Genomic DNA, 14,270 nt, shown 5'->3' with positions numbered 1-14,270 from the left:
CTAAGCCTGTGGTGTGTTAGAGCTTGCAAGCATCACCGCAATCATTATCGACCTCATACTGAGATTCTTGCTCTAACACTTGCTGACTATAGTCTTTTTCTTCGTCAATAATTAAGTGGTCCAAATCAAATTCTTCATCCATTGGCTGACTCCTTAGCGGGTGTTTTGTCGAATAGTGATAGTGGTTGATTATAACAAAGCCTCTTTGGTCTGAAACCTCGTGTGCTTGTCTGCCAACAGGCGAGATATCCCTAGATATAAATAATAATCATTCGAAATAAAATTTGTTTTATATAGCCAAAAGTCAGTCCTTAAAAAAGTTTATGCTACAGTAAAAAGTTATAAATGTAAGCAATTGTAGGCATTTATCGTAACTTTATTTAGCTGATAACAGTGATGGAGTGAACACTATGATCATCGGGATTCCCAAAGAATCAACACAGGCCGAGACTCGGGTGGCTGCCACCCCCAAGTCCGTGCAGCAGCTCATCAAACTGGGCTTTGCCGTCGCCATAGAAAAAGACGCTGGTAGTCGCTCGAGTTTTACAAATGAAGCGTACGAGCAAACCGGCGCCGATCTGGTAGACAGCGATCAAGTTTGGCAATCTGACATTATTTATAAGGTCAATGCACCCACTGACACCGAAATTGAAAAAATCAAAAGCGGCGCGACCTTGGTGTGTTTTATTTGGCCAGCACAACATGCAGAACTGTTGCAAAAACTCCAAGCCAAGCACATCACAACGCTGGCGATGGATATGGTGCCACGGATTTCCCGTGCTCAATCCCTCGACGCGCTCTCTTCCATGGCGAATATCGCGGGCTATCGAGCCGTCGTAGAGGCCTCACATGAATTTGGTCGTTTTTTTACGGGACAAATTACGGCAGCTGGCAAAGTGCCACCCGCCAAAGTGTTGGTTATCGGTGCTGGGGTCGCGGGACTCGCCGCAATTGGCACCGCAGGTTCTCTCGGTGCGATGGTACGAGCTTTTGATACACGCCCAGAAGTCGCCGAACAAATCAACTCCATGGGCGCCGAATTTCTTGAGGTGGATCTCAAAGAAGAACAAGACACCTCAGACGGTTATGCCAAGCAGATGAGCCAGGCTTTTATTGATGCCGAAATGGCCTTATTCCGTGAGCAGGCTCAAGAGGTCGATATCATTATCACTACCGCCTTAATCCCTGGAAAACCTGCCCCAACATTAATTACGGCCGACATGGTGGCGGCCATGAAGCCCGGTTCAGTGATTGTTGACTTGGCTGCGCAAAATGGCGGCAATTGCGAACTTACTCAAAAAGATCAACGCCTAGTGACTGAAAATGGCGTCACTATTATTGGTTATACCGATATGGTGAGCCGCTTAGGTGCGCAATCTTCTACGCTGTACGCCACCAATCTGGTCAATCTCAGTAAGTTGTTATGCAAAAACAAAGACGGAGTGATTGAGATTGATTTTGATGATGTGGTGTTACGCAATATGACCGTAGTCAAGGCTGATGACATCACTTATCCGCCACCCGCCATCAAAGTTTCTGCTGCCCCCAAAAAAACCGCCAATGCTAATACCCAGGCTCAATCAGAGCGCGCTCAGCAGAGCAGTGCTCAGCCCTGCCCTCTGAAATACGGCGCCGCCGCTGTGGCCGCGATTTTATACATTTGGTTAGCACTGGTGGCTCCTGCTAGCTTTATTTCCCACTTTACGGTGTTCGTATTGGCCTGCATTGTAGGTTACTTTGTGATTTGGAATGTCTCGCATTCCTTACACACACCGCTGATGTCAGTGACCAACGCCATTTCAGGCATTATCGTGGTGGGCGCCCTCAGCCAAATCGGTAGCGGTGGGTTTATTACCTTCTTAGCCTTTATCGCGGTGTTGGTCGCCTCCATCAATGTCTTTGGTGGATTTACAGTGACTCATCGCATGTTACAAATGTTCAAAAAGGGGCAATAACAGATGTCTTCAGGATTAATCACATCAGCATATTTATTAGCAGCCGTCTTGTTCATTTTAAGTCTCTTAGGACTTTCCAAACAAGAATCCGCTAAGCGCGGCAATTGGTATGGGATAGCGGGCATGGCAATTGCCTTGATAGCCACTATTTTTAACCCTGATGTACAGGGTATCGGCTGGATCATACTAGCAATGGTTATAGGCGGTGCAATTGGTATCTACTTTGCGCGCAAGGTAGAAATGACCCAAATGCCAGAGCTCATTGCGGCACTCCACAGTTTTGTTGGTTTAGCAGCGGTATTTGTGGGATTCAATACCTATATGGATCAAGAAGAAGTCGTGGGGGTGATGCAAAGCATTCATCTGATCGAAATCTTCTTAGGGATATTTATTGGTGCCGTAACCTTTACAGGGTCTTTAGTGGCTTTTGCTAAATTACAAGGGCGTATTTCCAGCAAACCGCTCATGCTGCCGCATCGCCATAAGCTAAACCTTGGTGCCTTAGTATTGGCGTTTTTATTGCTATTAATATTTGTCAACGTTGAGGGCGGCTCTACCTTTGCGCTGCTACTCATGACGCTGATTGCGCTTGCCTTTGGTTATCATTTGGTGGCGAGTATCGGTGGTGCCGATATGCCAGTTGTGATTTCAATGCTTAACTCTTATTCAGGTTGGGCCGCAGCGGCAGCAGGCTTTATGCTCTCTAACGACTTATTGATTGTAACGGGGGCCTTGGTGGGATCTTCTGGTGCTATTCTTTCGTACATCATGTGCAAAGCCATGAACCGCTCATTTGTCTCAGTGATTGCAGGAGGATTTGGTGCCGATGACACTGTGACCAGTGGCAGCGATGAAGAAACCGGCGAGCATACGGCTGTCAGTGCTGAAGACGTCGCCGAAATTCTCAAAGATTCAACTTCGGTGATCATCACTCCAGGCTATGGTATGGCCGTGGCTCAGGCGCAATACCCAGTGGCCGAGTTGGTTCGACAACTGCAAGCCTTGGACATTGAAGTGCGTTTCGGTATCCATCCAGTGGCTGGCCGTCTACCAGGTCATATGAATGTTTTATTAGCCGAAGCCAAAGTGCCCTATGATATTGTGTTCGAAATGGACGAAATCAATGATGATTTCCCAGAGACTGACACGGTATTGGTGATTGGCGCGAACGATACCGTCAACCCTGCTGCCGCTGAAGATCCGAGTAGTCCCATTGCTGGAATGCCAGTGCTCGAGGTCTGGAAAGCCAACCAAGTCGTGGTCTTTAAACGCTCTATGAACACGGGTTATGCCGGTGTGCAGAATCCTTTGTTCTTTAGGGATAATAGCGTGATGTTATTTGGTGATGCGCGCGACAGCGTTGAGCAAATCCTCAAATACATGTAAACAAAAAGGGCATATGACTATGCCCTTTTTTACTTTGAACCTAACGTAAGTGCCGACGAGTCCGCACTAATTGAGGTGAGCGACCCAAATACAAGAGCGTTGCAAAACCACTCCAAATATGCACTAAGCGCGTAAATGGGAAGATCACAAATAGCGTCATGCCCATAAACAGATGCAATTTGAAAATAATATGGGCATGCAAAATCAATTCTGCGGCCCCTGCCCTGAAGGTGACAATATGTTGGGCCCAGGCCATGAGACTAAGCATTTCTTCACCATCCAAGTGCTGCGAAGATACCACGATGGTGCTTAAGCCCAATAGCAAGGTGACAAAAATCCACAACAAGACTAGCTTGTCACGCCAAGTACTATTTTTGGAGACACGTAGCGACGTAAAACGTCTATACATTAATAGTAATATGCCCACTAAAGCACAGAGTCCCATCATGCCCCCTAGTCCCATCGCAAATAATTGCTTGAAGCTATGGGTGACCCCTAAGAAGTCCCAGACCGCCACGGGGGTTAAGAGACCCACTAAATGGCCAAAAAATAATCCCAACACACCGATATGAAACAGCACATTGCCCAATCGTAGATAGTTAGGCTCGAGCAACTGGCTGGAGTCAGATTTCCAAGTAAATTGTTCCCTATCATAGCGTACCAAGCTGCCCAATAAAAAAATCAACATCGCCAAATAGGGATAAATGCCAAAAATATAATAGTGTAAAAAACTCATGATTCACCTCACTGGCTGACGCGGGGTTTAGGATAAAACTGCAGGGTGTGAGTCAAGCCATCGCTTGGCTTTAATAAAGGTTCTACCCCTTCTGCATTCGGACCGAATTTTTGCATGGCTTCGTCCATATCGCGCACCGGCGCCACTTGCAGTGGCAAAGCAGGAACCGTGCTCAAAGCGATCAATACCGTAAAGAGACAGGCATACACCGATTGATCCTGTTCGAGGTTTTGGCCAATATGATGGATGACATGGACAGCGTCATCCAGCATTTCTTGCGCCAATTCCTGAGGGGCCAGTGCTAGAAATTCCAAAAACAAGGGCAAATAATCTGGCAACTCATGCGCTTGTGGTAACACGTCATGGGCCTGATAAACCTGCAATAAATCCACCATAGCCTGACCTCTTTGTCTATCTTCACCATGCAAATGCTCAAATAAATGCAAGCTGTGACGGCGGCCTCGATCAAAAGTCGCCACGTAATTTTCTTGCACAGTGATGATATCTTGCTGCGCTAAATAATCCAGTAAAGGGCTAAGCTTAGCGAAGGCATCAGGATGTTTTTGCTTAATATAGGCACCGATTTCAGGCAATTCCTGTAACCAGCTCGCCTCTGGATAAGTCAATAATATCGATAACACTTTAAACATATGCCCTCCTATAACTGCTCGACCTTGGCTCTCGGTTTTTTACGCATGCCATGGAAAATAATCGGTGAAGTTTTTTGGCGGCCAAATAAGCTGCCTTGACTGACACCACTAGAGCAACCATTACCAAAAGAAAAGCCGCAGCTGCCTTTTTCTTCGAAGGTATTCGTGACTTCTTCTTTATGCGAGGTGGGAATCACAAAACGATCCTCATAATTCGCAATCGCCATGATTTGATACATATCTTGAATCTGCGCCGCCGTTAAATGGAAGTCCTGCAATAACGCTTGGGCCTTGTCGGCACCTTCAATGCTACAAGCACGCATGTATTTACGCATCATAATCATGGTATTTAGGGCGTCTAAAATCGGCGCTTGCTTACCCGCTGTTAATAAATTGGCGAGGTATTCCAAAGGAATGCGTAAGTCTTTGACTTCGGGAATCAACCCATGCTCACCAATGACACCTGCTTCTACGGCTGATTGAATCGGTGACAAGGGCGGTATATACCACACCATGGGCAAGGTTCGATATTCTGGATGAAGTGGGAAAGCAAGCTTCCAATCGACCGCCATTTTGTATACCGGCGATTTTTGTGCCGCTTCGAGCCACTCTTGCGGAATGCCCTGCTCTAAGGCGGTGGCATAAACGTCTGGGTCATGCGGATCAAGAAATAAATCCAACTGCGATTGATACAAGTCTTGACAGTCTGCTACGCTCGCCGCGGCCTCGATCTTGTCGGCATCATACAACATGACCCCTAGATAGCGAATCCGCCCCACACAGGTTTCAGAGCAAATGGTCGGTTCGCCATTTTCAATGCGGGGATAACAAAACACGCATTTTTCGGATTTACCCGTGGTCCAGTTGTAATAGATTTTTTTGTAAGGACAGCCAGATACACACATGCGCCAGCCACGACACTTATCTTGATCAATCAAGACAATGCCATCTTCTTCACGCTTATAAATAGACCCTGAAGGACAACTTGCGACACAGGCAGGATTTAGGCAGTGCTCACATAACCGTGGCAAATACATCATGAAAGTGTTTTCAAAAGCACCATAAATGTCTTTTTGAATATTTTCGAACAATTTATCTTTGGCGCGTTTTTGGAACTCACCGCCTAGATCGTCTTCCCAGTTCGGACCTTTCAGGATTTTGTCAATTTTTTTACCTGTGAGTACTGACACAGGACGCGCCACGGGCTGCGTCTGCATTTGTGGCGCATTTTGTAAATGTTCATAATCGTAGGTAAAGGGCTCGTAATAGTCATCAATACTCAACATATTGGGGTTGGCAAAGATATTGGCTAAGACTTTTAGGCGTCCGCCTTGTTTGAGCTTGAGTTTACCGTTGGCGCCTAAGACCCAACCTCCCTTATAGTGCTCTTGATCTTCCCAATGGCTAGGGTAGCCTGTACCCGGTTTGGTCTCAACATTATTGAACCAGGCATACTCTACGCCATCGCGGCTGGTCCAGACGTTTTTACAGGTCACCGAACAGGTATGGCAACCAATGCATTTATCCAAATTGAGGACCATCCCTATTTGTGCTCTTATTTTCATTCTTGATCTCCTTATACCTTAGCGTCCTGTGTCTCAGTAGCTGGTTCATCGAGCCAATCGACCTTGGCCATTTTGCGCACCACCACAAATTCGTCACGATTGGTGCCGACAGTGCCGTAATAGTTAAAGCCCCATGCTAATTGGGCATAACCACCAATCATATGGGTGGGTTTGAGTACGACACGCGTCACAGAATTGTGAATACCGCCGCGCTGTTTCGAAATTTCAGACCCAGGGATATTGACGATTTTTTCTTGGGCGTGATACATAAAAATGGCGCCCTCGGGAATACGTTGACTGACGACCACGCGTGCCGTGATGGTACCGTTAACGTTAAACACTTCGACCCAGTCGTTATCCACTAAATCGGCTTTTCTGGCATCAATTTCGGAAACCCACACATGCGGTCCCCCACGCGATAGGGTCAACATGCGTAAATTGTCGGAATACGTACTATGAATGCCCCACTTTTGGTGCGGGGTTAAAAAGTTAAGCACGATTTCTGGATGCCCATTGCGCTGATGATTGAGCATTTTGTCCGTAGTTTTTAGATCAACCGCTGGTTTGTAAACGGCAAAACCCTCACCAAAGGTACGCATCCACTGATGATCCTGATAAAACTGTTGACGACCAGTCAACGTACGCCATGGAATAAACTCATGAACATTGGTGTAACCGGCGTTGTAACTGACCTCTTCACTTTCAATGCCAGACCAAGTCGGTGAAGAAATAATTTTGCGCGGTTGCGCCTGAATATCTCTAAAGCGAATCGTGTCGTGTTCTCGTGGTTTGGCTAAATGCGTATGATCAATGCCCGTGACTTGCGATAAAGCTGACCAGGCTTTGACGGCGACGTGGCCATTGGTCTCTGGGGCAAGACTCAAAATCATTTCTGCGGCATCTATAGACGACTGCAATTTAGGTTGCCCTGCTGCCACACCATGGTCTTGGGTTTTGTTAAGTTGCCGCAAAAAATTCACTTCATTTTTAGTGTCCCAATTTATGCCTTTACCACCATTGCCTAGTTTTTCTAACAGCGGCCCCACAGAAGTAAATTTGTCATAAATAGCGCCGTAATCGCGCTCGACCACGGTCATTTGCGGCATGGTTTTGCCTGGAATGGCTTCACACTCGCCAAGTTTCCAGTCCTTAGCATCAAAGGCTTGTGCCAGTTCTTGCGGTGAGTCATGCATTAAGGGCGTCAAGACGAGGTCTTTTTGTTGACCTAGATAATCTTTTGCCAATTCAGAGAATTTAGCGGCTAAGCCACGATAAATGCTCCAGTCGGTTTTGCTTTGCCACAACGGTTGGACCGCTTCACTCAATGGGTGAATGAAAGGATGCATGTCTGAGGTATTGAGATCGTTTTTCTCATACCAGGTGGCGGTCGGCAGCACTATGTCTGCGTACATACAGGTCGTCGACATCCTAAAATCAAGCACGGTCAATAAATCGAGCTTGCCTTCAGCAGCCGGCCTGATTTTGACATCTTTAGGCTTAATACCATGGGCTTCATCACTCATTAAGGCATTTTTAGTGCCTAGTAAATATTTCAAGAAATACTCATGCCCTTTGCCTGAAGAACCCAGAATATTTGAACGCCACACAAACATATTGCGCGGGAAATTTTGCGGATTATCGGGATCTTGACAGGCCATCTCGAGATCACCCGATTGCAATTGCTGGGCTGCATATTGCGCCGGATTTTGTCCTTGCGCTTCGGCCTGACGTGTTACTTCTAGCGGATTGGTGGTCAATTGCGGTGCGGATGGTAACCACCCCATACGCTCAGCCTTGACGTTGTAATCAAGCATGGTGGTCGCCGTCATACTATCCCGGTAGCTTGGGGCGACAATTTCATCCATACCTAATTTTTCGTGGCGCCATTGGCTAGTGTGGCTGTAAAAGAAAGAGGTACTATTCATTTGCCGTGCTGGACGTTGCCAATCCAAACCAAAGGCTAAAGGCGTCCAACCCGTTTGCGGCCGCAATTTCTCTTGACCCACATAATGCGCCCAGCCACCGCCGCTTTTACCAATACAACCACACATCATTAGCATATTGATAATGCCACGATAGGTCATATCCATGTGATACCAATGATTAATGCCTGCACCGACGATAACCATACTGCGACCTTGGGTATCGTGGGCGTTTTGGGCAAACTCGCGAGCCACTTGAGTCACCCGCTCGGCGTTGACACCCGTATGCTGTTGTTGCCAGGCAGGTGTGTAAGGGACTGTAGGATCCATATAATCATCACTCACCCCCTCACCACCGAGTTGCCGATCTATACCGTAATTGGCACACATCAAGTCAAACACTGTTGCCACATAACGTGTTTTGCCTTGACTATCCATGATGCGTTTTACAGGGACATGTTTACGCAAACAGGATTTGACATCATGCCCACCAAAATAATCAAAACTGACAGCTTTGATTTCATCATAATTATGGATCAGTGTTTTTAAGGGTTTAATGGTTCGATCATTAGCGTCTTCGTCACGCAGATTCCACTTACCTTTTTCACCCCACCTAAAGCCGATGGAACCCTTAGGAGTGACGAGATCACCACTGTTTTCGTCGATGACCAACGTCTTCCAGTCAGGGTTATTGACCTCACTTGTAGTTTTCTGCAACTGACTAGCACGTAAATAATAGCTGGGCACAAATTCGCCATTTTTCTCTTCTAGAGTCACTAAATGCGGCATATCGGTATAACGCCGACAGTACTCATCAAAATACTCAGATGGTTTTTGTAGATGGAATTCTTTGAGAATGACATGCCCCATGGCCATGGCGAGTGCCGCATCGGTGCCTTGTTTCGGCGCCAACCAAATATCGCTAAATTTCACCATTTCGCCGTAATCAGGCGCCACAGCTACCGTTTTGGTGCCTTTGTAGCGTACTTCAGTGTAAAAATGGGCATCTGGGGTGCGTGTCATCGGCACATTGGAACCCCACACTAGCAAGTAATTAGAGTTATACCAGTCGGCCGATTCCGCCACATCGGTTTGCTCGCCCCATACTTGTGGACTAGAAGGCGGTAAATCACAGTACCAGTCATAAAATGACATACAGACCCCACCAATCAAGCTTAGGTAGCGAGTACCCGCTGCATAACTAATCATCGACATGGCAGGGATAGGTGAGAAACCAATAATCCGATCCGGACCATATTGTTTGATGGTATAGGCATTGGCCGCCGCGATGATTTCGTAGACCTCATCCCAAGTACTACGTACAAAGCCCCCTAAACCACGCTGTGATTTGTAGCGTTTGGCCAGCTCTGGATTTTGTGAAATCGCTTCCCAGGCTTGGATCGGATCCATGCTTTGGCGTTTCTCACGCCACATCCGCATTAAAGCGCCACGCACCATTGGGTATTTGACGCGTTGTGCTGAGTACACGTACCAGCTATAAGAAGCTCCACGTGGGCAGCCACGTGGCTCGTGATTGGGTAAATCAGGACGGGTGCGCGGATAGTCAGTTTGCTGCATTTCCCAGGTAATCAAGCCATTTTTAACAAAGACTTTCCAGCTACAGGAGCCGGTGCAGTTCACCCCATGCGTCGAACGCACAATCTTGTCATATTGCCAGCGTTGGCGATAGGCTTTTTCCCAAGCGCGATCCTCGCCGACCACAACCCCATGGCCATCGGCAAACTTTTCTTTGGTGTGATTTAAAAAATTCAAACGATCTAAGAAGTGACTCATATTGCAACTCCGTTTTGACTTCTTACGAAATCAGTCTGCGTGGACTGATTTAATTGTTTTTACGAAAACTAAAATGCATCCAAATTAAACTGACGCAAACCGTGCCGTACATCAACATAAATGAACTGGAGCGAATGCCGGTAATATCGGTTAAGGCACCAAATAGAATCGGTAATAAAAAGCCGCCGATACCGCCTGCTAAACCGACAATGCCAGAGACCGTACCGATATTTTCTGGAAAATCATTGGCAATGTACTTAAAGACAGAGGCTTGACCAATCGCTAAGGCAATCGCCACCACAAACAAAATGGCGCTAAAGACATAAACGTTCAAACCGATATAAAACTCGGAGGGACCGTGAATGGTTTGAATCGTCATTTGCGTTTGTGGATAGGAAAGTAAGAAAAAGGCGACCCAGCAGACCCACATAATGCTCCAAGTGACGCGATGGGCCCCAAATTTATCTGAAAGCCAGCCACCCATAGCCCGCAACACCCCTCCAGGTAAAGAAAAGCAGGTGGCGATAAGCGCCGCTTGGGTGAGATTGAGGTGATACTCTTCGACGTAGTAATTCACCATCCATAAAGAAATGCCTACGTAACCGCCAAACACTACGGTGTAATATTGACTGTATTTGAGAACATTCTTGTCTTTGATGAGCTTAATTTGATCCCATAAACTGGTTTGGGAAGTCACCAAATGCGCTTTATTGGTAAAGCTACAGCACCAAAAGATCACCGCTACCACCAATAAAATCGCGGCATACACTACGGGTAAAGCACGCCATCCATAAGCACTAATAATAAAAGGCGCAATAAAAAGGTTAACGGCGGTCCCAGAGACACCCGCCCCAAAAATCCCCATTGCCATGCCTTGACGTTTTTTGTCAAACCATTTGGCGACATAAGGCGTGCCGACAGAGAATGAGCCCCCTACTAAGCCCAACCATAGGCTGATTAACAAGAAGTGATAATAATTATTGGCGTATTTGAGTAAGAAAACAGCGGGAACACAAAGAATCATCAACAAAAACATGACGATTTTGCCGCCGTATTTATCGGTCAGCATGCCTAAAGGCATACGGCAGAGTGAACCGGTGAGGACTGGCATGGCCGTAAGCAGACCAAATTGCGTCGGATTGAGATTGAACTCGTCTTTAATGGGCATGCCCGCCACAGAAAAGATCATCCACACCATAAAACAGGTGGTAAATGAGAGCGTACTGGCAAATAGCACCGAATTCGCTTTTTTTTGAGCAGTCAACATGGTGAGCTCCTGGCAGTTACTAAAAATGCCAGTATAAAAAAAGCCCTCTCAGCTAACAATTAACCCCTTGACTAGGTCAAATCAGCCAAAAGGATTAGTCAGTACTAATTACTATGCATAGGCCTAAACCGTGTGGGCCTAAACTAAACCATGTTCGACGGCATAAATAGCGGCTTGTACCCGACTGCTGAGTTGCAATTTTTTGAGAATATTTTGGACATGCACTTTAATGGTGCTTTCACTGATTTGCAGACCTTTGGCGATTTCTTTATTGCTTGAACCCATGGCTAGCCAGTGTAGAATTTCCTTTTCGCGCTTGGTTAGCGCATCGGGGCCCATAGTCTTTTTTTGGGGATCGCGCTGACGTAACTGCGCCAGCATTTTACTCGTCATCTCTGGCGACAGCACGCTATCGCCTTGAAGCGCGTGTTCTAGACTACTATTTAGGAAATCAATATTGATATTTTTGAGTAGATAACCACTGGCCCCCAGACGCATGCATTCGGCCAAATCCGCTGCATTCTCGGAGACGGTCAACATAATAATGGGGGTTTGGGGTTTAATTTGTAGTAATAAGGGCAACGCTTCTAGACCGTTCATGACCGGCATATTAAGATCGAGCAACACAATATCAGGTTGACTTTGCTGCATCTTTTTGATGCCATCTAAGCCATTGACGGCTTCGTCACAAACCTCGAAGGTATCCGTGCTCTGAATCAAAAACTTAAGACCAGAACGGAATAAACTGTGATCATCTATTAATAAGATACGCGGTTTAGAAGTAGTCATAAATTACTAAAATTAAACAGGATTCGTCTTAAAACTTAAGCTTACCAAAGTGCCTTGATGCGGATGCGATTGAATGCTTAAGTGACCATGAATACTATGCGCGCGTTCTTGCATAATCCGAGTGCCCACATGGTCTGGTTGCTGTGTATCCTGCAAGGTTTGCATATCAAAGCCGACCCCATCATCGGCGATGTTTAAACAAAACTGCCCATCCTGCTGTTGCAGACGAATAGTAACGTGTCGAGCCGAAGCATGCTTACGTATATTCGATAAGGCTTCTTGCAAAATAAAAACCGTTTGCAACTGTTGCTCAGGGCTCAAAGATTGGTTTTGCTTGGGCATCTCTATGCCTACCGCTATCTTGGTCTGCGCCTTAAAGCGTTGTACCACCTCCTGAATAGAGTCTTCAAATGAGCGTTGGCTTAATTGCACCCTGAAGTTATTGAGCAATTCACGCACATTCTCATACGACTCTTGAATGCCGGCCTTTAAGAAGCGCATGGCTTGCTCGCTAGTGTGTTTATCTTGTTTTTGTAGGGATTTTTCGAGCACTTGCATTTGCATATTCAGAAAGGATAGATTTTGGGCGATACTGTCATGCAAACCCTGAGCCATAAAATTACGTTCTTCTAGGACTGCCAAATACTTATTGAGTTGATTAAGACGTAGATTCTCTAACGCTATCGCAAATTGCGCCGCAATCGTTTTGAGTAACTGAATACTGTGCTTATTGAGTACTTGTCGCTCAGCGAAAAACAGCACCAATACGCCTGCATTACCATTACTCTGCTCTATCAATAAACTCATATAAGTGTCCAAGCCCGCTTTTTGCAGCGCCGTGTGTTGCGCAAGATTGAGGGGCAAGTCCGAACAGCGCTGTAATCGCAGGTTCTCTAAATTAGCAGAGGTTGAACCCGCCCGATCTTTGAGTAATTGCAAAAAACGATGTTCTAAAAACTCAGCGGCTAAGCCTTTGCCTTTAAGGACATTGATTTTGAGGCCTTTGGTGGCGTCTTGCAAACTAAAAGCACTGGCCTTGGCACCAGAGTAATGGATTAAATGATTCAAAAAGGTTGCCGTTAAATCATCCAAATTGTGGTGATATTGCAATACGGTAGAAGTTTTGTACAAAAACGCTAAGGAGCGATTACGCTTTGATAGGCGAATAGTTTTGGCCTGCACCATCTCCTCTAGATGTGTATACATACTGTTAATCTGTGCGGCCATGCGATTAAAGCCACGCGTCACGCTACCAAATTCATTATTAATGTTGATCGGAATGCGCACCGCAAAATCCCCTTGACGTATTTTGTCCATGCCACGCCACAACGTATAAAGCGGTTGAATGACCAAGTACCGTAATAAAAATAAGGATAGGGCAGCAGACAAAATCGCCATCACAATTAACGCATATTGATAAATGCGCAAAAATCGAATGGAGTCTGTATTATCTTCTTCAAATAGCAGCACCACTTGGTCAATCCCCTGCTCCAATTGTGCGCCTGTGCGCACATAGTCTTGGTGACTCAGAGCTTCTGGGCTACGGCCGTGTTTCAGCATTTGCCTTTTAAAGGCCAAAAACAGCTGCTGCACACGCGGCAAATCCTGCTGCAGTTGAGCATAGCGCTTATGCTTTACAAAATCCTCTGGCGCTACGCTGTCCAAATGATGCAAGATTTGTTCAAAATCTCTAAGATCTTGGCGCAATGAAGGCGCCCGCTCAGCATCAAAAGCGTATAGCATCATACGATACACACGCTTGCGTAAACTACCGATCTCATTGATGGTATGACCTTTATTTTCGAGGTTCCAGGACGTATGTAGACTCATGCCGACCAGGCTCGTAGCACCGAGCAACCAGCCAAAAATCAAAATAATAAGGACAGTAGATAAATGATGTTTGGTCGCCAATAAAGCACGCCAACATGGAGCTATTCGCACTTTTAGTAACCTATGGGTGAGTACCTTTACACAGTGGCTAAGAACAGCCTACAAGTAGCGCTAGCCAGTGCAAAGACGTCAATAATGAATCAAAGTAATCTTTTTATTGTAGAGGAATTCAAGCTGACTTTATATAGTTATTTTGGGGGAGAAACCGCAGCCATATCCCTAATTTGGAACCAGAATGCGATCGCTATATACAATGCCAAAGCAACGCAGATTAGAACCGAGATAGCGCTGACTGCTTGCAGCCACAGCTATCTAC

Annotated in this window: 10 protein-coding genes; 2 read left to right on the top strand and 8 right to left on the bottom strand. The window is 46.1% G+C overall.

Features of this window, described 5'->3' with window-relative positions; translation table 11 throughout:
* Positions 1 to 16: 16 nt before the first annotated feature.
* A complete protein-coding gene (locus tag Q335_RS10410) occupies positions 17 to 142 on the bottom strand; it encodes a hypothetical protein (RefSeq protein WP_281172902.1) in 126 nt (41 codons plus the stop codon).
* 268 nt (positions 143 to 410) lie between these two features.
* Between Q335_RS10410 and Q335_RS0105680 the strand changes: the two genes are divergently transcribed.
* Together Q335_RS0105680 and pntB are read left to right on the top strand one after the other, a co-directional pair.
* The gene (locus tag Q335_RS0105680) at positions 411 to 1,955 is read left to right on the top strand and encodes a Re/Si-specific NAD(P)(+) transhydrogenase subunit alpha (RefSeq protein ID WP_028357803.1); all 1,545 of its coding nucleotides are present in this window, start codon (positions 411 to 413) and stop codon (positions 1,953 to 1,955) included.
* A gap of 3 nt (positions 1,956 to 1,958) precedes the next feature.
* Positions 1,959 to 3,341: a Re/Si-specific NAD(P)(+) transhydrogenase subunit beta gene (gene pntB, locus Q335_RS0105675; RefSeq protein WP_028357802.1), complete on the top strand. Its 1,383-nt coding sequence runs from the start codon at positions 1,959 to 1,961 to the stop codon at positions 3,339 to 3,341.
* Positions 3,342 to 3,381: 40 nt separating this feature from the next.
* Here the strand turns inward: pntB and narI are convergent, their stop codons facing one another.
* The 7 genes from narI to Q335_RS0105640 all read right to left on the bottom strand — a co-directional run bounded on the left by narI (position 3,382) and on the right by Q335_RS0105640 (position 14,005).
* On the bottom strand, positions 3,382 to 4,077 hold the full coding sequence (gene narI, locus Q335_RS0105670; protein ID WP_028357801.1) for a respiratory nitrate reductase subunit gamma: 696 nt from the start codon (positions 4,075 to 4,077) through the stop codon (positions 3,382 to 3,384).
* An 8-nt stretch (positions 4,078 to 4,085) separates the two neighbouring features.
* Complete coding sequence (gene narJ / locus Q335_RS0105665) at positions 4,086 to 4,727, bottom strand: nitrate reductase molybdenum cofactor assembly chaperone (protein WP_038369430.1); 642 nt, start codon at positions 4,725 to 4,727, stop codon at positions 4,086 to 4,088.
* A gap of 8 nt (positions 4,728 to 4,735) precedes the next feature.
* Complete coding sequence (gene narH, locus Q335_RS0105660; RefSeq protein ID WP_028357799.1) at positions 4,736 to 6,292, bottom strand: nitrate reductase subunit beta; 1,557 nt, start codon at positions 6,290 to 6,292, stop codon at positions 4,736 to 4,738.
* A gap of 11 nt (positions 6,293 to 6,303) precedes the next feature.
* Positions 6,304 to 10,008 carry a nitrate reductase subunit alpha gene (locus tag Q335_RS0105655; RefSeq protein WP_028357798.1) on the bottom strand — a complete coding sequence of 1,235 codons (3,705 nt, stop codon included), beginning with the start codon at positions 10,006 to 10,008 and terminating at the stop codon, positions 6,304 to 6,306.
* A gap of 49 nt (positions 10,009 to 10,057) precedes the next feature.
* The gene (locus Q335_RS0105650) at positions 10,058 to 11,275 is read right to left on the bottom strand and encodes an MFS transporter (protein ID WP_038369429.1); all 1,218 of its coding nucleotides are present in this window, start codon (positions 11,273 to 11,275) and stop codon (positions 10,058 to 10,060) included.
* Between the two features lie 138 nt (positions 11,276 to 11,413).
* Positions 11,414 to 12,064, bottom strand: a complete 651-nt coding sequence (locus Q335_RS0105645) for a response regulator (RefSeq protein WP_028357796.1) — start codon at positions 12,062 to 12,064, stop codon at positions 11,414 to 11,416.
* 12 nt (positions 12,065 to 12,076) lie between these two features.
* On the bottom strand, positions 12,077 to 14,005 hold the full coding sequence (locus Q335_RS0105640) for a histidine kinase (RefSeq protein ID WP_156929890.1): 1,929 nt from the start codon (positions 14,003 to 14,005) through the stop codon (positions 12,077 to 12,079).
* Positions 14,006 to 14,270 lie beyond the last annotated feature (265 nt).

It is taken from the genome of Brackiella oedipodis DSM 13743 (genome assembly GCF_000621025.1).
Taxonomy (GTDB): domain Bacteria; phylum Pseudomonadota; class Gammaproteobacteria; order Burkholderiales; family Burkholderiaceae_B; genus Oligella; species Oligella oedipodis.
The sequence above is the reverse complement of the archived record's forward strand: the minus strand, read 5'-3'. Positions and strand labels throughout refer to the sequence as shown.

Excerpts from the sequence above, each read along its gene's own strand:
- Q335_RS0105645 (WP_028357796.1), bottom strand. The coding sequence starts at position 12,064 with ATGACTACTTCTAAACCGCGTATCTTATTAATAGATGATCACAGTTTA.
- narI (WP_028357801.1), bottom strand. The coding sequence starts at position 4,077 with ATGAGTTTTTTACACTATTATATTTTTGGCATTTATCCCTATTTGGCG.
- Q335_RS10410 (WP_281172902.1), bottom strand. The coding sequence starts at position 142 with ATGGATGAAGAATTTGATTTGGACCACTTAATTATTGACGAAGAAAAA.
- narH (WP_028357799.1), bottom strand. The coding sequence starts at position 6,292 with ATGAAAATAAGAGCACAAATAGGGATGGTCCTCAATTTGGATAAATGC.
- Q335_RS0105680 (WP_028357803.1), top strand. The coding sequence starts at position 411 with ATGATCATCGGGATTCCCAAAGAATCAACACAGGCCGAGACTCGGGTG.
- pntB (WP_028357802.1), top strand. The coding sequence starts at position 1,959 with ATGTCTTCAGGATTAATCACATCAGCATATTTATTAGCAGCCGTCTTG.
- narJ (WP_038369430.1), bottom strand. The coding sequence starts at position 4,727 with ATGTTTAAAGTGTTATCGATATTATTGACTTATCCAGAGGCGAGCTGG.
- Q335_RS0105655 (WP_028357798.1), bottom strand. The coding sequence starts at position 10,008 with ATGAGTCACTTCTTAGATCGTTTGAATTTTTTAAATCACACCAAAGAA.
- Q335_RS0105650 (WP_038369429.1), bottom strand. The coding sequence starts at position 11,275 with ATGTTGACTGCTCAAAAAAAAGCGAATTCGGTGCTATTTGCCAGTACG.